Below are 21504 nucleotides of genomic sequence, written 5' to 3'. Positions count from 1 at the left end.
CATTGGCTTCATCGAACTGTGGAATCTGCGGCGGGCCGGCCATCCGCCCGAGGCCGTTGGCCCGCCGCCCCGCACCAGTGAATGGAGGACTCCGATGCTCCATGATCTTCGATGTTACGATCCACGCTCACGCGAACCGTCCTGCTGGTATGTGTCCTCCTGCTTGAGAGCACAGGCGCAACCCTTGTCTTGTCCCCGGTGTGGGCAGAAAGCGAACGCGCCGGATATGGGCCTGCCTCACCAGGCTTGTCGTCATCGCCCGTGCGCCTTCGATTCGAACCGGATGGAGCGGTGTCGTCGCCTTTCGGGTCGTCCTTCGATCTCCAGCATGTCTGGATGCGCGCAGACCTCCGCGTGAGACCTGAATGGCGCCATGGCGTCTGCTTTGGAGGCGGCCCCCCGATCGCCGGCGCCTGCAACAGTCTCGATCAATTCGGGTCCGGCACCGGAGCTCATAGCGGTCATCCTGCCGGCGATTTCTTCATCCAGCAGTGGGCACGCATTGGCCTGGGCTATGATCCTTCCCCCAATGTAAATTTTTATGTCGAGCTACAAGACTCCGCCACATGGGGGGGAAATGGGGACCCCACCGGAAGGAATCAAGGGGGTGACGCGAGCACGCATAACTGTGGGATCCAGCTCGCTGGACAATGCCGTTTGGGCATTCGCGCCGGCTATGTGCTGGTCAGGAACCTCGCCGGTATCGATGGGTTCAGCGCCAAGATCGGCCGGCAGTATGTCGTCTTCGGCAACCAACGACTCTTCGGCCATTTCGACTGGGCCAATACCGGCTATTCGCACGATGGCATCATGTTGAGCTATGCGACCGCCGCCTTCGATACGAAACTAGGCTGGTTTCGAAATTCCGAAACGGACGTGGGGCAGGCCAGCCCGGGTGGAAGCCTTGCGCCAAACCTGTTGACGTGCAGCCCGGAGTCCAACTCTTCGGCCACCTGCAATCCGGCCCTCACGCAACATGCGACCGACGCGGGCAGCGACGTGGATCTTGTGGTGCTCTACAGTCAACTCCGCAACATCCCTCGCATGATCGTCGAGCCCTACTATGTCCTGTACTCGAACCGCCTTCCTGAACGGGCCAATCCCGGCCAATACTTACCCAAATCGGCCTCTCAGTTACGGCATATGGTCGGCCTCCGCCTTGAATTTCGAGACGGCAACTGGGACTTCACTCATGAAGCGGCCTACCAATTCGGCCGCAGTGCGGACGGATTCGATTTCGACAATCAACGCAATCTGAGGATCAATGCCTGGGCTTCCGGGACGTGGATCGGCTATACCTGGTACACCCATCGCTGGAAGCCACGGGTCGCCGTCGGATTCGACTACGCCTCCGGAGACGGCGACAGCAATTGTGTGACCCCCGGCGGAAACCTGGCACGCAGTTGCGGCGGCAATGCCAACACATTCGAGAATTTTTTCCCGACCAACTTTCTGCACGTCGGCTACATGCTCAACGGCGCCTGGCGCAATAGCGTCCAGCCGCAGGTGAATGTCCAGGCTCGACCGACCGCTCGGGACCATATCGAACTCTGGGCGCTGCGCAAGTACTTGGCAAGCGCCCGCGACAATTGGTACCGTGGATCACAGGGGCCGCTGATTTTCTCCGGGTCCGACAACCGGACGACTCACATCGGTGATGAACTCGACATCGCATGGAGCCATATGTTTGCGGACGGGACGGTCTCGCTGTCGGTCGTCTACGGCCACTTCTTTTCGGGTCCTTACATCACGCACCAGCTCGGCACTACCGCGGACCAGGATTGGGGCATTGTGCAACTCTGGACGAATTTTTAGACGACTATGCAACGCGCCACACTGAATTTTGAAACGCTGCTGGAAGTGACCAACGCCCTGAATTCGCAACGGGACATCGACAGTCTCTGGCGCGTCATCGCCGATCAAATTCGAAAAGTGATCCCTTGGGATAGGGCCGGGATTACGCTCTACGAATCACAGACCGATTCCTTTCGCTTTTATGCCGTCATCACCAACATGGCGACTCCGGCCCTGGCGCACGATAGCGTGATTCCACGCACGGGCAGCGCAGTCGGTTGGGTCCACGACAACCGTCGCCTGCATATCAGGGAGGATCTCCAGAAAGAACAAATCTTTCTGGAGGATCGGTATTACGTGCAGGAAGGTTTGGGCCGAATGATCAATCTGCCCTTGCTCGTCCGGGAACATTGTCTCGGCACGTTGAACATCGGGAGCGTTCAGACCGGACATCTCGATCAGGACGATTGCAAATTCCTCCAGCAAGTCGCCACCCAGATCGCATACGCGATCGACCACGTATTGGCATACGAGCAAATCCAGCAGCTGAGTGACCGCTTGCGCCGAGAAAATGAGTATCTCGCTGAAGAGGTCAAAGCGAGCCGCAATCTGCGCCTGGTCGTGGGCACCTCTTTGTCCTTCAGAAAGGTCGTCGATCTTCTGAAGGCTGTCGCTCCGACAGACACGACGGTGCTCCTTCTCGGGGAAACCGGCACCGGCAAAGAAGTCCTGGCTCAGGCTCTTCACGATTTGAGCCTCCGCAGCCACAAGCCCTTTATTCGCGTCAACTGTGCGGCCCTGCCGTCAGGACTCATTGAAAGTGAGTTGTTCGGCCACGAGCGGGGCGCATTCACCGGCGCGCAGCTCCGAAGAGCCGGGCGATTTGAACTGGCCCACACCGGCACCCTGTTTTTGGATGAGATCGGTGAAATGCCGTTGGAAACGCAAGCGAAGTTGCTCCGAGTGTTGCAAGACGGCATGGTCGACCGTATCGGAGGAACCCAACCAGTCGCCGTCGACGTTCGATTGGTCGCAGCCACCAACGCCGACCTTCAGGCCGCCGTTCGGCAGGGAACGTTTCGCGCGGACCTGTTCTACCGCCTACATATTTTCCCCATCGCCCTGCCGCCCTTACGGGATCGGCGGGAAGACATTCCACTGCTTGCGCAGCATTTCCTGGCGCAGATCGGGAGCAAGCTCAAGCGGGCACATCTCGCCTTTGATCCACAATCGATGGCGCGGCTCCTCACCTACAACTGGCCCGGCAACGTGCGTGAACTTCAAAATGTGATCGAGCGCGCCGTTATTCTTTCCGGCTCCTCCCAAGTCACCGTCGACGAGATGTTGCTGCCGGTGGTGCAGGCCGTTCACAGCCCCTCCAGCAGCCAACCAGCGAGCTTGGGGGATCTTGAGCGTCACCACATCATCGAGGTGCTGGAACGGACGAAATGGCGAATCTATGGCGAGCAAGGGGCCGCGCATCTACTGGGACTCAACCCTGAAACGCTGCGGAGCCGCCTGAGAAAGCTTGGGCTCCGGCGACCGGCTACCCCATCGCCTGAAGCTACGGCTCTCCCCTAACCCCTAGAGATTGCAGGATTGACGGTGAAATCTGCCGGCCCGGATTTCACTCGATACGGTATTTCAGCCAACGCAGGTCATGCATCCACCATTCAGCTCATTTGACCGGACTATGGAAAGCATGATAAATTGCTGAACCGTACGAGCCTCGAGCGAAATCCCACGCTTCGCGTTTCCGCCCCCTATCACGGCGCGATCGCTTCCTTAACTACGCTCCTCCTACGGCCCATTTCCCCCATTCAGCGGACAAGGAAATGGGCAACGCAGTGGTCCGATTCGCATGCCTGACCCACTGCAACCAGTTTGATGGCCTGGACATCGCCATCCTGTTGTTCGCCGAAAGGAGTGTACGATGAAAATTACGTCCGTCTGGCGCGGCAACAAACCCAATCACAAGAAAAAGCGCACCGTCCCGAAGCTCAGGATCCGTTGGACACAGCTCGGACTCGTCGATCCCTCTGTGGACTCGCCGGAGACGCCGATGGATGAAATCCGTCGTGCGGTCACGAACCTGGCCAGTTCAGGGTTTGGGGCGGAGACCCGTGCCCGATCAGAACAGACCCAGGCACGCCCTGCGCGTGCCCATGCCCGTACCGGTGCCACTCGCACCACTCGTCGACCGTCCGGATCGTAACCAGACAGGCCTATTCGATCACCGATCAGGGAAGACGAATAGAAGGAGGGAACCATCGCACGAGCAGGAAAAACCACCATCGCAAAACGCGATCGAGAAAAAGCGAAGCAAGTGAAGCAGCGTGAAAAAGAAGCCCGTCGGGTCCAGCGCAAAGCCGAAAAACCAGAGCGCCCGGTGACTTCGGGGGGAGATGATCCTGACCTGGAAGGGTTGCAGTGGGGCCCCCAGGAACCCCTGTACTGAACAGGGGCTCCTGGGTACTCCCGGAACACTCAGCCGGCTTAGGATGCCTTAATTACAAAGCGGTCTTCACCGAACACGCCGCGGAGTTGCTTGCTGACCAACGAGCGATACTCCCCCTTCTCCTTGGCCATTCTGACTAGCCCCTCGGCATCCGTCAGGATCAAGAGGTCTTCCTCGGCAATCAACACTCGATCTCCCTTTCCTACGTTAATCCGATACTGAGTCCGACCATCGGGATTTCGACTCGGGCCGTTCACGATTTCAGTCAACCCGTCGATATGCCCCTTTTGCCCATCCAACCGATGCTGTACCATCGTTCCATCAGGAATTCTGACCCACTGGCTGGCGGCCCGAGGCGCATCTTGATTCTGATCGCTCACCTTCATTCCTCCCTTGCTACGTATGCGCGGAAAAGTTAAGACTTTGGCCCAAGATCACTTCCGTTCTTGATGCCCCCATTGGCTTCCCGGGAACCTCCGTCGGCGCTCTGACTCCACACTTGAGAAGATCCGCCGCGTCGGCGTCGACGCTCCGGCTCGCTCCGTGGTGCATGGCCATCCGGTCGTGGCGAGGCGCTCATCGAGGCAGGGCTCCCCTCAGCGCGCGGCACCGCCTGCCCAAGTAAACGCTCGATCGCCCGCAATTGCTCCTGGTCCTCGGACGTCACAAATGTCGTCGCGCGACCGGTCGTTCTCATTCGGGCCGTCCGTCCGATCCGGTGCACATAGTCCTCGGGACAATTCGGCACATCGTAGTTAATGACGTGGGCGATATTTGCCACATCAATGCCACGCGCGGCAATATCCGTGGCCACCAACACTCGATAGGTGCCTCGCCGGAACCCTTCCAACGCGGCTCGACGTTGCGGCAGGGTCCTTCCGCCATGGAGCACCGCGACGCGGTGACCGGCCGAATCGAGCAGATTGCCCAATCGATCCGCACGATGTTTGGTCCTGGCAAATACCAGCACGGTATCGGACTCGGACTGGAGCAACGACATTAGTAACCCGTTCTTACGATCGTGCGTGGTATGGTGCACGGCTTGAGTCACGCCGTCGGCTGTCGTCGCCGACTTGGTCACCATGACCCGCACCGGGTCTTTCACGCTGGCCTGCGCCAATCGGGCGAGATCGTTCGGCATCGTCGCGGAAAACAGCAACGTCTGCCGCTCTTCCGGCATGGCATCCAGAATCTGGTTGATCTGCTGGGCAAATCCCATATCCAACATCCGATCGGCCTCGTCAAGGACCAGAATGGACATGGCAAGCAGGCTGATCGTGCCGTTCCACATATGATCGAGCAGCCGCCCCGGAGTCGCGACAATGATGTCCGGACGCTGCCGCAGCCCTCTCACCTGCGCCTGCATATCGGCGCCACCCACCACCGTCGTAGCAAATAGTTGTAGATCGCGACCCAACGTATCGATCGTCGCTTGAATCTGTATCGCCAACTCGCGTGTCGGCGCCAAAATGAGCGCGCGAGGCTGCCCTTTCGGGGTCCCGCTGAGACGCTCCAACATCGGAATCACAAAGGCCGCGGTCTTTCCCGTTCCGGTCTGCGCGCATCCCAACACATCGCGGCCGGCCAACGCATGGGGAATGGCCTGAGCCTGGATGGCCGTCGGTTCCGCAAAACCAGCCTTGGTCAGATTTCGCAACAGGGTAGGAGACACACCAAGGGAGTCAAAACTCGTAAACGCAGTCGTCTGCACGCAGCTATCCTTTCGTTGTGGATCGCATTAAGACGGGATCAGAGAACCGAGGGGAGGGTGAATCCGGAAGGAGTCAGCTCCAAACTGGACCTGGTCGCGATGCGATCGCGCGGTCCACGTTGAGGAGGTACAGCATTGGTGGACCGATACAATGCTGCAGTAGACTCTCACTGTACCGCATGGTGCCCCTACCGGTCAACTAGTCCGCGTGTTCCGGCCCACTCCCGCCGGCCCGTCGGCCTGCCGGCAAGGGTTTGCCCCAGCGCCCGGATAGCCTATACTGGACTCTAGCAAGCGAGGTCCACGATGCGAATAATAGTCATCCTTCTCTTTCTGTTTCTGTGGAGTGACGGGCCGGCTCTGACGGCGAATGCCGCATCAGAATCGTCCGGCACCGGCAAGGCCGGATCCAATCAGGGGTTAACGCTCGACGAAATCGGGCGAGGGTTGAAAAGTGCCGCGAAAAATATTGAGGAGGAGATCCCGAAAATCGGGCCGGCTATCGGCAAAACATTCAAGCAAGTGACAGGCGGCGAAAAAGAACCGTCTCCACCCAAGCCTCCCGCGCAGAACACGAGCAAGGATAAGAAGTCGCGCTGACGCGCAGCAGGATGCTGAGATGAGACGGTTGATCCCTATCCTGCTTCTACTGTCCGCGCTGATACAGACCGGTGGCTGCCTCTCTGCGCAGGCACCGGCCTGTCTACCGGGCGAGCATCCTGCGGTGCTTGAGTCGCTGTATTTCGGGACGGCCAAACCCGGCGGAGTTGTCAGTCCCGAGGAATGGGCGGCCTTCGTCAAGGACATTGTCACACCAGCATTTCCGGAAGGCCTCACCTCATGGCAGGCGTCCGGTCAGTGGCAAAAGAGTACCGGCGCGATCGAATACGAAGCCTCACGCATTCTGCAACTAACTCACGAACAGAATATGGCCAAAGAAGCCGCGATCCGACGCATCATGATCATCTACCAGCAGACCTTTCAGCAAGATGCAGTCATGCGAGTTCGCTCTCCGGCCTGTCTCTCATTCAAAGGGTAACTCGTGCTCGCTGCACGTTCCTACCGATCTTTCTTGCCATGGCCCCTTCCGCCCCTTCCAACTTCGGTCAAGATTTCCCGAAGCAGGTTACGGCTGTTCAAACCTCCTGATTGCGCAGGCCCTAAACTCCCGACACCGGCGCTTTGAACGGGAGGCACTGCCGGCGGAGGTAAGGCGGCCGGCACACCGGTGGATGTTCCCGTTACAGAAGCAGGGCTGGACGCTTGACTGAGCGGAACCACCGGAAGCCCGATACTGGTTGCGAGAATAGTCCCATTGCTCGAGGGACCGCGAAGCTCTTTCTCCCCTCCGACGGAAGAAGCTTGCAGAATCTCTTGCTCCAACTCAAGTGCGTGCCCGACCTGGGTTCCGACGATTTGCCGCGTGAGAGGACTTGGAAGGACTCGATGTTCCTCCCTGACGGCAAGAGGCTGAAGAATGTGGGAGCTTTCTTGGAACTCGGAGAGAGAACCGACCATCCCCGTTCTCAATGAGACCTCCCTCCCTGCCTTAAGGGGAAACGCCTTGCGGTCTCCGGTCAATGGCTCAACACGAGCCTGCCCCTCCAACACCCGCAACGTATCGCCTGAAGGCGCGGTGACCAGCCGCGCCAAAAGTGACTGTCGCTCTTCCCCCACTACCGTGGCTTCCACAATGCCGCCACGGCTGACCGCACGCGCCAGCGGTGTCCGGAGCGTCAGAGTATCGGTCATTCTCCCCGCGTTGTAGGACAATGCGATCCTGACCTTACCCTGATGCAGCACGAGTTCCGTTTGTCCACGGTGCAATTCCTGAACGTTCAACCGCGCGCCTTCACTCAACGTCAGCACTGCACGACGATCCCACAGCAGGGTCACTTGCTCTCCTGTTCCAACCCGCAACTCCTCCCCCGCAGAGATGACGTCACCGACGCTCAAAACTCCGCTCGAGGTGGTGGCAGGAGAAACAATCCTCACCGGGATTCCGACGATCCCAATCACGACCCCTCTCGCCTGACCTTCACCGGACAGAGGCAGCGGCGGCTCCTCGGCCCATGCCATCGTTGACATGCTTACAAGAAGCATCACGCTATAGCCGAACACGTGCGAGCGTATATCGACGATTCTCATCGGATCACACTCCCTGGAATATTCCTGTTCAAGAACGGGTCAAAACGAACACTCACGGTTCAACGCATATCCTGTAAATCGTTTACAGCAGCCACTTTGCAGCCATGCTGACTCGGAAAACAGACGGACAGTGGCGTATAGTAGGTAGCTCGCTGCGCGCAGGTCAAGCGGCCGGCATGCAGGAGAAATTGCCGAGTCCGGAACGGGGAGCCAATGTGATGATATGCAGGACACAACAGAGAGGCAGAACTTCGATCGACACGCACCCCCAGTTCAGCCTTGTTCTTATGATGATCCTCATCCTGATGGCAATGGCCGTGCCACCTGGCTCCGCTCAGGCTCAAGCAGCCGATGCGGAGGTATTGGTTGCCGAAGGAATCTTGGCCTACGATGCCAAACGGTATGACGAAGCTGCCGCCCTCTTCTCTCAAGCGGTCGCGACCGATCCTCGCAATGCGCGCGCGCTCTACTACTTGGCGCTCTGTCATCTGGCGCGGGGACAGGCGGGGCTAGCCATCGCGCCTCTCACTGCTCTGCACGCCCTTCGCCCATCCGACCCAGAAGCCACCTACCAATTAGGCGTCGCCCATTTCGCCACGAAAAACTATGACAAGGCCGCGCCCCTTTTGGAGGACGTGTTTCGATTGGAGCCGGATCGCGAGAACCTCGGATTTTATGTGGGATTTTTACGCTATCGGCAGAAGAACTATAACGGTGCGGAAGCGGCATTGAGCGTCAACCGCTCCGCAGATCAAGACATCCGGCAACTGACCATGTTCTATCGAGGCCTCGCGCTCGGCATACTCGGACTCTCAGATCAGGCGCAGGCCGAATTGGCGTCGGCGCAGCGGGTGCAACCCACTTCTCCGATCACCGGCGCATCTGTACGCATTCAAGAAGCCCTCACGGCAACAACACGAGTCACGGATCCTCAACGGCTTCGCATGCAATTGGCCGTCGGAGGCTATTATGACGACAATGTCGCCGTCAATCCACGGAAGAGCAGCGACCAGGTTGCAGAGCTGCTTCGCTCCCGTAACACCCAATCACCCGGGTTTGTCACGTCGGCGCGGGGAGATTATGCCTGGTATCGCAAAGGACCGATCGAATCAACCGTCACCTATTCCTATTACCAAACCGTCAATACCGATAGCGGCGCAGGAAGCTTCAACATTCAAGATCACCTCGGAAGCTTGTCAGGCGTCTATCGCGGCACAGTCGGCACGGTGCCTTACGAGATCGGTGGTCAGTACAGCTACGATTACATGTTCCTCGGCCTCAAGGGATTTCTCTCCCGCCACACCGTGACCCTCCCTGCGACGTTCGTTCCGCCCGCGATCACGCTTCCAGCCCTCGGCCGCATGGACAACTTGACGACCCTGCTCTATCGCTTTCAGCGCAAAAGCTTCTTCACGGAGCCGGGCAACAGCGACATCCGGTTCGCTCCTGAGTCGCGCGATGCCTTCAACAATATGATCGGCGTTCTCCATGCCTTCCGGTTTCGACAGGACAACTTCATTGTCCGTGTCGGCTACCAGCACGATACCGAAGCTGCCAGCGGATCCAGCTTCGCCTATTCCGGCAATCGACTCCAGCTGGGCGGACAAACTACTCTCCCCTGGTATGACCTCAGTTTTCGAGTCGACTATGAAGTGCATTGGCGCGCATACAACCATGCGCAAGTCATTTTTCTCGACGACACCGGCGAGTTGTCTCGACGCCGGGATACCGAACAGGATATTTTCGTTCAAATCGCCAGGCCGCTGTTTCGTAACGTGACGGTCGCGCTTCAATATCAAGGCGTGCTCAACGGTTCAAACATCCCCGTCTATGCCTACAGCAAAAACGTATTCACCACCCTGGTGACCTGGACGTATTAACACAAGCGTGATCCTGGCCGGAGTCTCGATCGCAACGAACGTCGGTCTGACGACGGATAACCCACCGGCGTGGCCACGGAATCGGCTTAGGCCGCGATCATCGACAGGCTGAGCAGGCAACCACGGATATGAATAGTAGTGGAAGAGATTGGTGACACAGCTTGGCACGACGCGTTACCCAACCGAGCCAAGAAAATCCAGCTGATACCGACATGTACGGATGGGATCAGAAAACAGGGCAGAAACAGAATGCTGTAAGCAGAGTCGCCGCTATGAAACGGACGGACCCTGCTCGTTGCTTAAGCGTAGGCAGGCTGAATCCGGGTGGATTCAGCCTGCGAAAACAGATCTTCAACCTCTCGTTCCAGACAGGTCACTCACTCACCACCTGATGCGCTGAGATACCCGCACAGGCAGCAGAACCTCGCTTCTCGGCACCATCATGCACCTGGTTCATCCAACCCGCAGGACTGCGTGCCCGTCGCTACTCTCCGCATCGGCTCAGCTCCACGTGCGATGTTGCTCACTCACATGCTCACTGCCATTTGCCTTCGCAATGACCCACGACACATCGTCCGGAATGGACACCACCTTCAGCTCGGCGCAATGACCGTTGGCCTCGCCCTTCAGTTCTTCCACCACCTGAACCAAGCGCCTGTCATCGCGGGGAATCAGCAGGCCGCATTGATTGAGGCTTGGCTCCTGGGGGCCGGCCGCAGAGGGCCAGTACGCTCCCAGATCGGTCTCCTTGAGTGCATCCGGCTGTCCTAATTCACGGAGGCGCAGGAACGCTTTGTGGCTCAGACAGAACTGATCATAACTCTTGTTGATGACGATTTTTCTCATGACCTGTGCTCTCTTTCTGTGTCGTATCACGAGCGCAGGCTTTGGCCGCGCCGTAGAATTCGGCATTCTGCACGGACACGCTTGCTTAAGCCGTTGGTTTCGGATCCTTGTATCCGATGTAATTTCCGCTCCAATGCGCATGCCGACGATCAGCCCACAGACTGACTTCGTCCTTGTGTCCCTCACCATAACGCTTCTGCAGCACATCACCGAACTTCACCAGGCTGCCCTGGATTTCACCGAGATCGCTTTCCGTAATCTTCTCCCAGTTGGCCTTGAGGGGAGCCTTAAGTTGCAGCCAGAACTGTTGGAATTGCTCCTGTGTCATTGCATTCTCCTTGATCGGTGGCGAGCATCGCGCCACACCGTTGTAAGGGCCGACACGCGCGAACGCATGCCGAGACCTGGTGGTCTGAGATGGAAACTCTGGCGTAGAAGCGGCGAAGACCGGGGAATCAGACGCGCGAAGGATGGAAGGAGGCGCGCAAGATGGGACAGTCGGCGTGGCTCAAGACGTCATGCCTCACCCTACAGTGCACGACCGGCTCTGTCAATGGAGGCTGCGAAGGTCGATGAGACAAGCCCTTGATTCCACGCGGCTTAATTATTTTCTGGCAAGACTCGAGAGAACCGCTCGTGTGGGGCAGTGTGATGGATTTGGACCAGCTGCCATCGATTGCAGCCCATGCCTCGAGAACGGGTCGGGCAGGAGGTTCGGCTCCTGCCCGCCAGAGTAAGCCCGGAAACCAACTTGGCCTCTGCTTCGACTCCCTCAGGCCGTCGTGACGGAAGCAGGGACGGCCTTCGGCATAAATTCCTTGTAGCCATAGCGCTCGGCCAGATACGCCTTCGCTTCGTCGCTGACATACTCGGTAAATTTGTAACGATCGTCTTCCACGGTCTTGGCGTCTTCCATCACCTTGTCGGTCGGAATCGCGTACTCGATGTTGCATGAGGTATAGGCTTGAATATAGGTCGGGCCGATGTCCCGGGCGATCAGCACAGCCTTTTTGATGACGCTTTCCACCCGCCGCGGATTGTTCGGCACGACCGTGGCGATATAAGAACAGCCAGCGACTTTAGCCATCGTGACCATGTCCATCTTTTCAAACTTCTTTCCAAGCGGAGCCATCTTCAGCACGGCGCCTCTGGTCGTCATGCCGCTTTCTTGTCCACCGGTATTACCATACACTTCGTTGTCCAGCATGATGGTCGTAAACCGTTCCTTTCGGAACCAGGAATGCAGCACCTGCTGGAACCCGATGTCGGCGGTTCCTCCATCACCCGCGATTACGACCACATCTTTCGGCTTGTCGCCGAAACGGAGCCGGAGTCCGCGCGATAACCCGCTCGCGACTCCATTCTGGTCGCCGTAGTTCCCGTACACGAACGGGATCGCGGCTTGCGAGATGGCCAATCTGCCGCAGCCCGCCGTCCCGACGGTAATAGTATCCTCTGGATTCGGAAAGGCAATAATCGCCAACCGGATGAACAGGGTCATGGCGCAGCCGGCACACATCGGGTGCTCCTCGAGGATTTCCTTGAAGCTGCCCATCTGCGACACCGTCGTCTTTTTTCCGAACGGTCCATGTTCGACCATATCCCGATATTCTTTCGGCATGAACTGCTCGAAACCAGGAGTAAACTTTACATAATCAAGACTCATCTGAAACCTCGCTCTCTCGTTGCCGCGGAAGCGGCGGTGATAATCCTCCCGCTTACGACACCAATTGCTTGGCAGCGGCTTTCTTTTCTTTGGCCTTGGCATCACGCTCCGCCAGGAGCTGCTTCGCCGGCTCGCTGATATATTCTTTGAAGGCAAACCGTTCCGTGGGCTTCTCGGAGTCCCGCATTTCCTGCAGACCCTCCATGCTGTTCTTGCCGATCTCCAGAATGCAGGGCGTATAGAGTTGCAGATAGGTCGGGCCGATTTCCCGGGCGATCAGCACCGCGTTGCGGACTACCTTCTCGACCAGAGAGGGCTTGCTGACCGTGCAATTGACCACGTAGTGACAGCCGGACTCCCGGGCAATTTCAGGCAACCGGACTTTATCGAACAGCTTTCCGACCGGCGCCATTTTGGCCACGAACCCCTTCTGCATCAGACCGCTCTCCTGCCCGCCGGTGTTGGCGTAGAGTTCGTTATCGAAGCAGATGGTCGTGAATTTTTCTTGCCGAAACCAGGCCTGCAGGGTCATGTCCAAACCGATGTCCACCGTCGCGCCGTCTCCCGCCAACACGACCACATCCTTCACGCGATCGGGAAAACGCACACTCAGAGCCCGTTTGAGCCCCGATGCGATCGCATTCTGGTTGCCGAACAGGGAGTGGATGTTGTGGACGGCCACCATAGGAAACACGAGACTCGTGCAACCGGTCGAGCCGACCATGACCGTGTCTTCGGGGTTGGGAAGCGACGCCAGAATATATCGAAACGCCATGGATTCAGGACACCCGGCACACAGGGAATGCTGCTCGATGAGTTCCTTGGAGGTACCGATGTCCTTCCATCCCCGGTCTTCCTTGCCGTATGTGGCGCTGCTGACAAGGTCCTGGTAGTCCGACGGCATGATGTCGTACAACTCCGGCGAAATCTTGATGCGTTCCTTGCTCATATCTATCTCCTCTCAGCCCTGCTGAGCGTCAATGTGCTGCTTACAGTACCAAGCCCGTTCCCATTCTCTGATCCGCTACACTTCACCCGCGACCGGCGAGCGTGCCGGAACGCACCCCGAGGGCACGCTTAATCTCTTCCACGATAATCTCCGGAGGCATGGTCATCCCGCCACACACTCGCGGACCGGCGATGACAGGCTCACTTCTTGAAATGGTGCGCCTTCAGTCACAGTGACGATCATGCAAAGACAGCGACGCGCGCGGGGATTAGGCGCTGAATGAGCTACCGCATCCGCAGGTCGTCTTGGCTTGTGGATTCTTGATCGCAAAGCCCGAGCCCTGCACGCTGTCAACATAATCGACTTCGCAGCCGCTCAACAGCGGAGCGCTTTGCGAATCCATGATCACTTTCACATCACCCTTTTCAATCACCGTATCGTCGTCGCTCATCTTCGACTCGAACGCCATTCCATATTGATAGCCGTGGCAGCCCCCGCCTTTTACATATACACGCAGCCCGAGCGTATCTTTTTCTTCCAGCATCAACTCGCGAATTTTCTCTTCAGCCGTTGCCGTGATGGTAATCATACTGGTGCTCCCTTGTACTGCTATATGAAACGGATAATGGTGTCGGATGGAACTGCTGGTCACGACACCGCTCCTCGCCGGAAGCGACAATCGCTCCGTTCACGAAGACGGCATCATCGGTCAGTGCAGGGCACTCTGGCGTAAAAAGCGGCGGAGACCGGACGATCAGTCGCGCGGGATGGAGGCTCGAAGCGCGAGGGAGAGAACAGTCGGCGGAGCTAAAGACGTCATACCTTCACGCTAAGCGCTATGGCGATCGGAGTCAAGCGATATTGAGGCCTAGTCCGTAGGTTGACTCGTGCCGGGAGACAGCAAGGGAGTACACATGAAACCTATGCTCCCAACGACGAGAGACATCGGAACATCGCCGAACCACATGGCTCCCTCACCGATCAGAGAATGGGCCCGGCGAGGCTTCACCGCAGCTCTTAGGCCTGAGTGGCGGCCCCGACTGGCACTGGCTTCTCCTGCGGTGCCGTCTGCATTGAGGCCTTCAGGCCTTGGATAGCTCGCGCCACATCTTCCTCTGTCGACCCGAAACGATCCCCCATCACCTTGATGGCTTGATTGATCGCCTTTGTCATAATTGCGATACGTTCTTCCGGCGTCATACTCATCCGTGCTTCTCCCCCACCTTCACTGAGGTTATTGCCGTCCCGTCCAAGCCACCTGCGCTAGTGAATCCTGAGCCTGCTGCGCGACACCACTGTTACGGAGCCACTTGCGGGCAACCGACTGCCGCCTGCTTCTCACTGCTCACCTGAGGCACTTTGGTGTCACCGAACCGGTTTCGGTATTCCTTCCCGTCGATCACGTCCCGGATCACCCGTTCAAAGCCGGAACTCACCAAATCCTTGCGAGCGCTGGCCAACGACGCACTATCCACACGCCGGCCTAACAACGCACAGTACAGGCTATCGATGGCCTTTTCCGGGGCCCGCCACGGGCGGTACTCCAGGGGCCGATCCGGTCTGCGCAGTTCCCATGTGGGGAGTTATCCACTTGGCGTTAAATTCCGATGATAGGGCGATCGCCTCGACAATCTGCTTCACACTTTTCTCCCCTTTTGCCAACTGCAACGCATAGCCGGACTGCACCATATACCGTTGTTGGTCCGCCTCGTTCTTCTGAAGCGAACTTGGCTCCATCCCCATCGGTCGCATGAGCAGCTGCCCATACGACTGCGCGAGAATTGCCGCAACCTCCTGCGGCGCCCACTCCCTCGCAGCTTCGGCCTCACTGAAGCAGGGCGCACCAATTCCCAGCACAGCGCTTATCATGCATGCATCGCGGAGTCGCATAATGATGGCCCCCCTACCACACGCGGGCCGGTCGCCTTGTCGCAACGTGGATCAGCATCAACAGCATTCCCCCCACGGTAAAGACCCAATAGACCTGAGTCGGCAACTCGGCGAGCCCGGTCCAGTTGAGCCCCCAAACCAGGAGGCCAAGCGCGAGAGAAGTCAACGCGGCGTGCAACATGACACACTCCTTCACTCTTCCTGAGACCAGAAATGAATTCCGCTCATCGGGCGCCCCAACCGATTAGGCGAACCTATGAAAACAGGGAGAAGTAACTGCATGACCTAGCAGGCGGCGACAGCCAGATGCGCCCAGGTCGCACGGGGCTCCAGATGCCACTGGCGGTGAATATCGATCAGTGAATCAATGACGGCACCACATTGCCGGCAGCCCCAGCCGTACGCCAGCGTACCGCTGACGATGTCCTTCATCTTGATCATCATCATCGGACCATAACAACGCGGACATCTCATTGCGCTCTCTCCCGGGGACATGACCGCTCGTGATCGTGCCATTGCGCCCTCGCCTCACGACCCGCTCTTCTCAAATAATTTCACGACCAGCGTCTTCTCTTTAATTCGCTCCATCAACTGCGCACAGGAGGCATCGCGAATGATGCTCGCAAACTGCGCATGGTAACTCGCGACCAAGCTTCCCCCGTCCAAAACTGCGTCGTAGACCAGCCAGCGTCCGTCCTGACTGACCAAACGAAAGTCGATGAAGGTGTCGACCTTGTTCCCGACCAGCCGCGTTTTGACCTGCGCGAACGTGCGCTCCCGTTGTTCCGAGAGATAGCTGATCCGTTCACCGGAATACTCCACCATCCGGTTCGCAAGCGCATCGCGAAGCAGCTGGACAAAGAGCCCGACATACTCCCGGCGGGCCACATCACTCAGTTGCCCCCAGGATGTTCCCAGAGACCGCTTGGCCATGTCTTCGTAATGCACATGCTGCCGAATGACCTGTTCGATTTCCCAACGCCGCGCCTCGGATCGAGTCGGGTCTTTGAGCTCCTTGAGGATTGAGAGCAGCTCGGAGACGGTCCCCTTCACGGCCTCGGTCGGACCCTGCTCGGACCAAGCGGCCGTGGCCTGCACGATGCCCATCAGCAGACTGATGGCTGCTACGAGGGCCATGCCCCGCCAAGATACCTGACATAGCCAGAACCTTCTCGCCGCCCCTGCTATCCTGCTGTCGTCCGTCATGCAGTCGTTCCTTCGGTCATTCGAGCCACCCGTCCAATTCATGAGAGAGGACAACCTGGTTATTCCATACCGGATGGCCATCTCGCGCGAGGCATCCGATGCCAGGCACATCACCCCATCCCTTAAATCCTAAGACTGGCTTGCCACCAGTCGATCCATGATTCTGCCGTAGATGTATTCCGGCAAAATCTCTTTGGTCAGCAACTCTTCTCGATGATGGTAAGGCCGCCCTTCCACGATCTTCTTCGCATAATGTTCGCCGATTCCGGTCAGCGACTTGAGTCGAGAAATCTCAGCCCTATTGATATCGAGAAGCATATTTCGACCGACTCCCGCAGGCGTCTCACTCGCCCTTGCCAGTATTCGCTCCTCGACGGCACCAGGCCGACCTGCGGATCTTGAACGAACTCGATGTTCCATACGCATACCGTCATCCTTCCTGCATTGCTTAGCCTTCAACATAGCCCGGCACCATGGAAAAACGGCCGCTACCACCTGCCCCGTGCACAGCCGGCACACCGCACCCGGCCACATCCATACGCAGGCAGTATGGAAGACGATCAGGCTACCGTCCAGGAACATTCCGCATGGATGCTCGATCGGATTCGTCTCGCTGGCAACTCTGTTCAGCAACCAACCGTTGCCCTGGTGTCGCTCCCTGAGGAATTCTCGTCAGGCACATAGGCAGAGTATCCTCGACGGCGCCGGAAGCCACCGCAACGGACTTGACCGGCGCGACGGTCACAACGGGTTTCTGTTCCGAGGCCTGGACGGTCAGTGAGACGGCAAGCAACCAAGCGGTTGCCAGAAACAGACTCAATACTCTCGTGGTGATTATTAGATGCATACGCATGGGATGAAACCTCCCCATTAGGAAACCGTGTAACTTACAATAGCAGGCTAGCGCCCCTTCACCACCAGCACATAATCATGCAGGTAGGTGTACAGCATGACGCTCAGCATGGCAGCACCGAAGCAGACCGTCGCGACCGTAAACAGATTGTGTGAGGCCCAGAACACTACCGTCTGCGCCATCATGATATCCTCCATTTGGCATCAGATCCCTGCCGGTCGGCAGAAGACCTCAAGAGCACTCGTAACTCGAATCGTCTGTCTACGCAGTGCCGTCCGAGTAACTCGCCCACATCGCAACAGCCCACGTGAAGACCATGATTCCGATGAGTGTCCAAATTTGATACATGACAACCTCCCATGCTGCGCAATCTTGCCTTAAGTAAAAGACTCCGCCCTGAGTAGATCGCCTGATCGGTCAATGACCGATCACAGCGGGCCTACCATCGCTGGACTCTTGTTCTGTGGCGTCGAAGCGGCGAAGACTTGGGACTCGCACGCGCAGGGAGTGAGGGAGGGAATGAACGTGCGCGCGAAAGGAGAAAGCCGGCGTGGCTCAGTACGTCATCGGTTCACCCTATAGGGCTACGAGAGCGGTGTCAACGTGCCGGAGCGTCGATCTCAATGCAAGAGCATGATTCTATGCGGCAATAATTATTATCAGCGATCGGTCATTTTGCACCATATTCGTGCGCCGAGTCCTCCAAATCAACAGCATCGCGCATGACCACACCTGCACATGGGGATCGAAGAACGGCGACAATGACCGCGCACCTCCATCGTAAGGTATGGCCGATGCGGCATGAACAAATGTGATACACTCTCGATGACCCGCTGACTACTCAGCCGCTTAACGCTTGCTTCCTATCGACTCTGTGTCCGTAGATTAGCAAGATTGATTCAACCGCCCTTCCGTCCGAGATACTCCGCTCGTTTCATTCTGAAATTCGCAGTCGTCAGCCCAGCCGTATACCGCGATGCAATTGTGCGCTCTCGGAATCCCGAGAACTCTGGCGGCTACGTACGGGTACGACAACAAGGAGACACACGCGCTATGAGCAACGGGAAAGACAGCCAGACATCGCCGGTGGCAAGATGGGTACGCATTCCAAACGGCACCAAGGTCAGGCACCGGCATAAGGGGTATGACGGCCACATCGATGGGTTGACTGAGATCGTGGTCGGACCGAATCGGAATCCCGATGGAAAAACACAGTACCGATTGAACATCGGGGGCTCGTCCCGGGAACTGGTTACTGAGGACGAGCTCAGCATCCTTGTGGATGGGGACAATCTCGTCATCATGATCCGGCAGAAGGAACCGTACCGGCGCTCGATCACGGCACAACTACACGACGTGCTCGCCGAAGATCGATTCATCAAAGCCGGCAGATCGGGCGCCGTGCCAGCAACGACGCCCCCTCAAGTGCCCTCCGCCTGATATCCGTCGCTCCCATGCGACCCACGGAGGTGACCATGAGCCACACGACTTCTACAAATCGCCAACGGGAACATACTCAACGTGATCGCCTTACACAGAAAGAGGCTCACCGCCTAAAACGAACAGCGGAAGGGCCAAAATCGAAAGGGCAAGATGACCCCGAGCTGGCAGGTATGGTCGCAGGACCTCAGCTTTTACAGGAGTATGACATCCAGGAAGTAGTTACGGCTGGTCGGCACAGATTCACGTAACCGTCCACAATCGCTCGAAAGACATTCGAAGTAGAGCTGGGACTGGTGGTCGTGGGAAACGCCCGAATCAACGGTGGGTGGCTCGGAAACCTGAGCGTTGTCTGAACGAAAAGGTTATTCTTCGTCGATCTCACGCTCATTCAACGATTGAACCGGTCGAGCGTTGTGGCCGATCAGCGACACGAACCGTTCAATATGAGCGGAGGTAATGGAGATGGGTTCCTTCAGCACGATCCAGTGCACGCCTTCGGTACAGGGCGGCGTGGTCAGTGAGCCATCATAGGCGTAATGGTGCAAGTCTTTTGGCAGCAGATCCTGCGGGTTAATCAGCAAATCCCTCACTTCATCCTGCTTCGCGCTCGGAATCCGATCCCACACGGCGGACAGAGAGGCGGATTCATTGCCCAAATCCATCAGCACCGCAAGGACCTCCAGATGACCCGTTTCATCTCGATGAACGAGATGCGCTTCCATCGGATAGGTACGGCCGTTCAGCTGATGTTCGCTGGGCTCGTGAAAATGAAACTCTTTGAGCGTATACGTTCGTCCAAGGACTTCAAGCGACTCGCCTGATTGAAAATCCACTTCAATGGTGTGGTGAGAAGTGGCAACGTGACCGGGAGCGGCAGTGTAATGGACTAGGAGCCCGTCATGACTCCGGTGATGCGGAGTGGTGCGAATATTAATGGGCGACTGGTGGGTACCTTTTTCACAGAACGCGGTGGTCGGGGCGATTTCCCCCCAATGCGAGGGCCCCTGGTCACCATCATACTGCCACGCAATGGGCGCAGATCCAATAGACGTTGACGCCCGCAGTCCGGCAAGGTCACCCTCGGCCGCCCACAACGCACCCGCTAGAACTAGAGTACTGAAACCGAGCCCCAGACCTAGACGAATCCTCATTCCCGGCGGTCACTCTCCTGCGCACATGACTGAGTAAGAACGAAAAAAATTCAATGTAGTATAAAAAACGACGTGCCGCAAGTCAAATCATTTAGGTGTGAGCACCGATCACAGCTACCGCGCCACCCGACTCCGACTCAGAGATCAGGAATTTGCCAATCGATCGGTTTAAGATTCGCCTCAGTGAGGGCTCGATTGACCTGCGAAAAACACCGTGAACCGAAAAACTTTCTCGCGGATAACGGTGAGGGGTGGGCGCAGGAAATCACCACATGCTGCGCAGCCGTGATCAGTGCCTGTTTCTTCTTCGCCTCCACGCCCCAGAGCACGAATACCACACGACTCGGTTTCGCATTTAGGACAGCAATGATACGATCAGTGACAGCCTCCCAACCACGTCCCCGGTGTGAATTGGCCGCATGCGCGCGAACCGTCAACACGGCGTTCAACATCAGCACTCCCTGTCTGGCCCAAGGCTCCAGGTAGCCGTTGTTTGGCACAGAGCAGCCAACATCGTCTCGAAGTTCACGATAGATATTTCTAAGCGACCGGGGTAGCAGCGTGACTTCAGGCCGTACCGAAAAACAGAGTCCGTGGGCCATTCCCGGGGTATAATATGGATCCTGGCCAAGCAATAGAACCTTGACCTCTTCGTAGGGCGTCGTCTCCAGGGCAGCAAAAATCTCCTGCGACGGGGGCAACGTTGTTTGACCTGCCGCCGCTTCCTGTTCGAGAAACAGTTCGAGCGATCGATAGCGATGGCTGTTCACTTGCTCCGCGAGCAACTGCTTCCAGCCTGACGGAAAAGTTGGCAACATAATACAATGGTACGGCAGCTATCAGCTTTCGGGTTCAAACAAAAATCGGAAACGGTATCGGCGGAGATAAGCATGCCGGCTGAGATTAAGCGTAAAATAAAAAAGCCTGCCCGATTTCTCGAGCAGGCTCTTTTTGTAACCCGGCAGCGTCCTACTGTCCCACTGCCTCACGGCAGCAGTATCATCGGCCTTGGAGGGCTTAACTTCCGTGTTCGGTATGGGAACGGGTGTGACCCCTCCGGCAAGGCCACCGGGAACTTCTGAAGAATCAAACTCGCGATTTACTATTCTAGGCGGTCATATAGGACTCGTCCCTGATCGGCGAAGACATAGATAGTCACTCGTTTGTTCTTTTTAAGACCACGTCTATCAGGAGCAAAGGATGTTAAGCCGCACGGACGATTAGTACTGGTTAGCTACAGCCCTTACGAGCCTTCCACACCCAGCCTATCAAACTCGTAGTCTACAAGTGTCCTTTAGGGGGCTTGCGCCCCGGGAGAGCTTATCTTGAGGCAGGCTTCCCGCTTAGATGCTTTCAGCGGTTATCCCAACTGAACATAGCTACCCGGCACTGCCGTTGGCACGACAACCGGCACACCAGAGGTTCATCCTTCACAGTCCTCTCGTACTAGTGAACGCCCCTCTCAACTCTCCTCCGCCCACAACAGATAGGGACCGAACTGTCTCACGA

Annotated in this window: 26 protein-coding genes and 2 rRNA genes; 7 read left to right on the top strand and 21 right to left on the bottom strand. The window is 57.4% G+C overall.

Annotated elements, in window-relative coordinates:
* Positions 1 to 111 precede the first annotated feature (111 nt).
* From H8K11_18515 to H8K11_18505, 3 genes are all read left to right on the top strand, one after another.
* Positions 112 to 1815: an alginate export family protein gene (locus tag H8K11_18515; protein ID MCS6265741.1), complete on the top strand. Its 1704-nt coding sequence runs from the start codon at positions 112 to 114 to the stop codon at positions 1813 to 1815.
* A gap of 6 nt (positions 1816 to 1821) precedes the next feature.
* Entirely contained in the window at positions 1822 to 3375 is a 1554-nt protein-coding gene (locus tag H8K11_18510) for a sigma 54-interacting transcriptional regulator (GenBank protein ID MCS6265740.1), read from the top strand.
* A gap of 352 nt (positions 3376 to 3727) precedes the next feature.
* Complete coding sequence (locus H8K11_18505; protein MCS6265739.1) at positions 3728 to 4009, top strand: hypothetical protein; 282 nt, start codon at positions 3728 to 3730, stop codon at positions 4007 to 4009.
* 281 nt (positions 4010 to 4290) lie between these two features.
* Here H8K11_18505 and H8K11_18500 read toward each other — a convergent pair whose 3' ends face one another.
* Both H8K11_18500 and H8K11_18495 read right to left on the bottom strand, forming a co-directional pair.
* Complete coding sequence (locus H8K11_18500) at positions 4291 to 4638, bottom strand: hypothetical protein (GenBank protein ID MCS6265738.1); 348 nt, start codon at positions 4636 to 4638, stop codon at positions 4291 to 4293.
* Between the two features lie 29 nt (positions 4639 to 4667).
* Entirely contained in the window at positions 4668 to 5963 is a 1296-nt protein-coding gene (locus H8K11_18495) for a DEAD/DEAH box helicase (protein ID MCS6265737.1), read from the bottom strand.
* A gap of 306 nt (positions 5964 to 6269) precedes the next feature.
* On the opposite strand from H8K11_18495, the gene H8K11_18490 reads away from it, so the two are divergent.
* Positions 6270 to 6563, top strand: a complete 294-nt coding sequence (locus tag H8K11_18490) for a hypothetical protein (protein ID MCS6265736.1) — start codon at positions 6270 to 6272, stop codon at positions 6561 to 6563.
* 19 nt (positions 6564 to 6582) lie between these two features.
* Positions 6583 to 7002 (top strand): DUF3574 domain-containing protein, encoded by a 420-nt coding sequence (locus H8K11_18485; GenBank protein MCS6265735.1) that lies wholly within the window; start codon positions 6583 to 6585, stop codon positions 7000 to 7002.
* A 20-nt stretch (positions 7003 to 7022) separates the two neighbouring features.
* On the opposite strand, the gene H8K11_18480 is transcribed toward H8K11_18485, so the two are convergent.
* Complete coding sequence (locus tag H8K11_18480; GenBank protein MCS6265734.1) at positions 7023 to 8042, bottom strand: hypothetical protein; 1020 nt, start codon at positions 8040 to 8042, stop codon at positions 7023 to 7025.
* A gap of 374 nt (positions 8043 to 8416) precedes the next feature.
* Here H8K11_18480 and H8K11_18475 point away from each other — a divergent pair, with 374 nt between their 5' ends.
* Entirely contained in the window at positions 8417 to 9991 is a 1575-nt protein-coding gene (locus tag H8K11_18475; protein MCS6265733.1) for a tetratricopeptide repeat protein, read from the top strand.
* 501 nt (positions 9992 to 10492) lie between these two features.
* On the opposite strand, the gene H8K11_18470 is transcribed toward H8K11_18475, so the two are convergent.
* The 14 genes from H8K11_18470 to H8K11_18405 form a co-directional block, all read right to left on the bottom strand.
* Positions 10493 to 10837 carry a hypothetical protein gene (locus H8K11_18470; protein MCS6265732.1) on the bottom strand — a complete coding sequence of 115 codons (345 nt, stop codon included), beginning with the start codon at positions 10835 to 10837 and terminating at the stop codon, positions 10493 to 10495.
* Between the two features lie 85 nt (positions 10838 to 10922).
* Positions 10923 to 11165, bottom strand: a complete 243-nt coding sequence (locus H8K11_18465) for a general stress protein CsbD (protein MCS6265731.1) — start codon at positions 11163 to 11165, stop codon at positions 10923 to 10925.
* A gap of 444 nt (positions 11166 to 11609) precedes the next feature.
* Entirely contained in the window at positions 11610 to 12503 is an 894-nt protein-coding gene (locus H8K11_18460) for a ferredoxin oxidoreductase (GenBank protein ID MCS6265730.1), read from the bottom strand.
* A gap of 52 nt (positions 12504 to 12555) precedes the next feature.
* Complete coding sequence (locus tag H8K11_18455) at positions 12556 to 13452, bottom strand: ferredoxin oxidoreductase (GenBank protein ID MCS6265729.1); 897 nt, start codon at positions 13450 to 13452, stop codon at positions 12556 to 12558.
* A gap of 268 nt (positions 13453 to 13720) precedes the next feature.
* Entirely contained in the window at positions 13721 to 14041 is a 321-nt protein-coding gene (gene erpA, locus H8K11_18450) for an iron-sulfur cluster insertion protein ErpA (protein MCS6265728.1), read from the bottom strand.
* A gap of 428 nt (positions 14042 to 14469) precedes the next feature.
* A complete protein-coding gene (locus H8K11_18445; GenBank protein ID MCS6265727.1) occupies positions 14470 to 14658 on the bottom strand; it encodes a hypothetical protein in 189 nt (62 codons plus the stop codon).
* A 92-nt stretch (positions 14659 to 14750) separates the two neighbouring features.
* Positions 14751 to 14942, bottom strand: a complete 192-nt coding sequence (locus H8K11_18440; protein MCS6265726.1) for a hypothetical protein — start codon at positions 14940 to 14942, stop codon at positions 14751 to 14753.
* 13 nt (positions 14943 to 14955) lie between these two features.
* Positions 14956 to 15321, bottom strand: a complete 366-nt coding sequence (locus H8K11_18435) for a hypothetical protein (GenBank protein MCS6265725.1) — start codon at positions 15319 to 15321, stop codon at positions 14956 to 14958.
* A gap of 34 nt (positions 15322 to 15355) precedes the next feature.
* A complete protein-coding gene (locus H8K11_18430; GenBank protein ID MCS6265724.1) occupies positions 15356 to 15523 on the bottom strand; it encodes a hypothetical protein in 168 nt (55 codons plus the stop codon).
* Positions 15524 to 15627: 104 nt separating this feature from the next.
* The gene (locus tag H8K11_18425; GenBank protein MCS6265723.1) at positions 15628 to 15816 is read right to left on the bottom strand and encodes a hypothetical protein; all 189 of its coding nucleotides are present in this window, start codon (positions 15814 to 15816) and stop codon (positions 15628 to 15630) included.
* A 54-nt stretch (positions 15817 to 15870) separates the two neighbouring features.
* The gene (locus H8K11_18420) at positions 15871 to 16479 is read right to left on the bottom strand and encodes an ABC transporter substrate-binding protein (GenBank protein ID MCS6265722.1); all 609 of its coding nucleotides are present in this window, start codon (positions 16477 to 16479) and stop codon (positions 15871 to 15873) included.
* Positions 16480 to 16677: 198 nt separating this feature from the next.
* Positions 16678 to 16866 carry a helix-hairpin-helix domain-containing protein gene (locus tag H8K11_18415; protein MCS6265721.1) on the bottom strand — a complete coding sequence of 63 codons (189 nt, stop codon included), beginning with the start codon at positions 16864 to 16866 and terminating at the stop codon, positions 16678 to 16680.
* A 247-nt stretch (positions 16867 to 17113) separates the two neighbouring features.
* Positions 17114 to 17395, bottom strand: a complete 282-nt coding sequence (locus tag H8K11_18410; GenBank protein ID MCS6265720.1) for a hypothetical protein — start codon at positions 17393 to 17395, stop codon at positions 17114 to 17116.
* A 53-nt stretch (positions 17396 to 17448) separates the two neighbouring features.
* Complete coding sequence (locus tag H8K11_18405; GenBank protein ID MCS6265719.1) at positions 17449 to 17586, bottom strand: hypothetical protein; 138 nt, start codon at positions 17584 to 17586, stop codon at positions 17449 to 17451.
* A gap of 868 nt (positions 17587 to 18454) precedes the next feature.
* Here H8K11_18405 and H8K11_18400 point away from each other — a divergent pair.
* Positions 18455 to 18841, top strand: coding sequence for a hypothetical protein (locus tag H8K11_18400; protein MCS6265718.1), 387 nt, complete (start codon positions 18455 to 18457; stop codon positions 18839 to 18841).
* A gap of 365 nt (positions 18842 to 19206) precedes the next feature.
* On the opposite strand, the gene H8K11_18395 is transcribed toward H8K11_18400, so the two are convergent.
* From H8K11_18395 to H8K11_18380, 4 genes are all read right to left on the bottom strand, one after another.
* Positions 19207 to 19995, bottom strand: a complete 789-nt coding sequence (locus H8K11_18395) for a carbonic anhydrase family protein (GenBank protein ID MCS6265717.1) — start codon at positions 19993 to 19995, stop codon at positions 19207 to 19209.
* Between the two features lie 137 nt (positions 19996 to 20132).
* Positions 20133 to 20813, bottom strand: a complete 681-nt coding sequence (locus tag H8K11_18390; protein ID MCS6265716.1) for a uracil-DNA glycosylase — start codon at positions 20811 to 20813, stop codon at positions 20133 to 20135.
* 138 nt (positions 20814 to 20951) lie between these two features.
* Positions 20952 to 21068, bottom strand: a 5S ribosomal RNA gene (rrf, locus tag H8K11_18385).
* 126 nt (positions 21069 to 21194) lie between these two features.
* Positions 21195 to 21504, bottom strand: a 23S ribosomal RNA gene (locus H8K11_18380); the annotation flags it as partial.

This window comes from Nitrospira sp., assembly GCA_024998565.1.
Lineage (GTDB): Bacteria > Nitrospirota > Nitrospiria > Nitrospirales > Nitrospiraceae > Nitrospira_A.
This window is presented reverse-complemented; position numbering and strand designations above follow the sequence as displayed.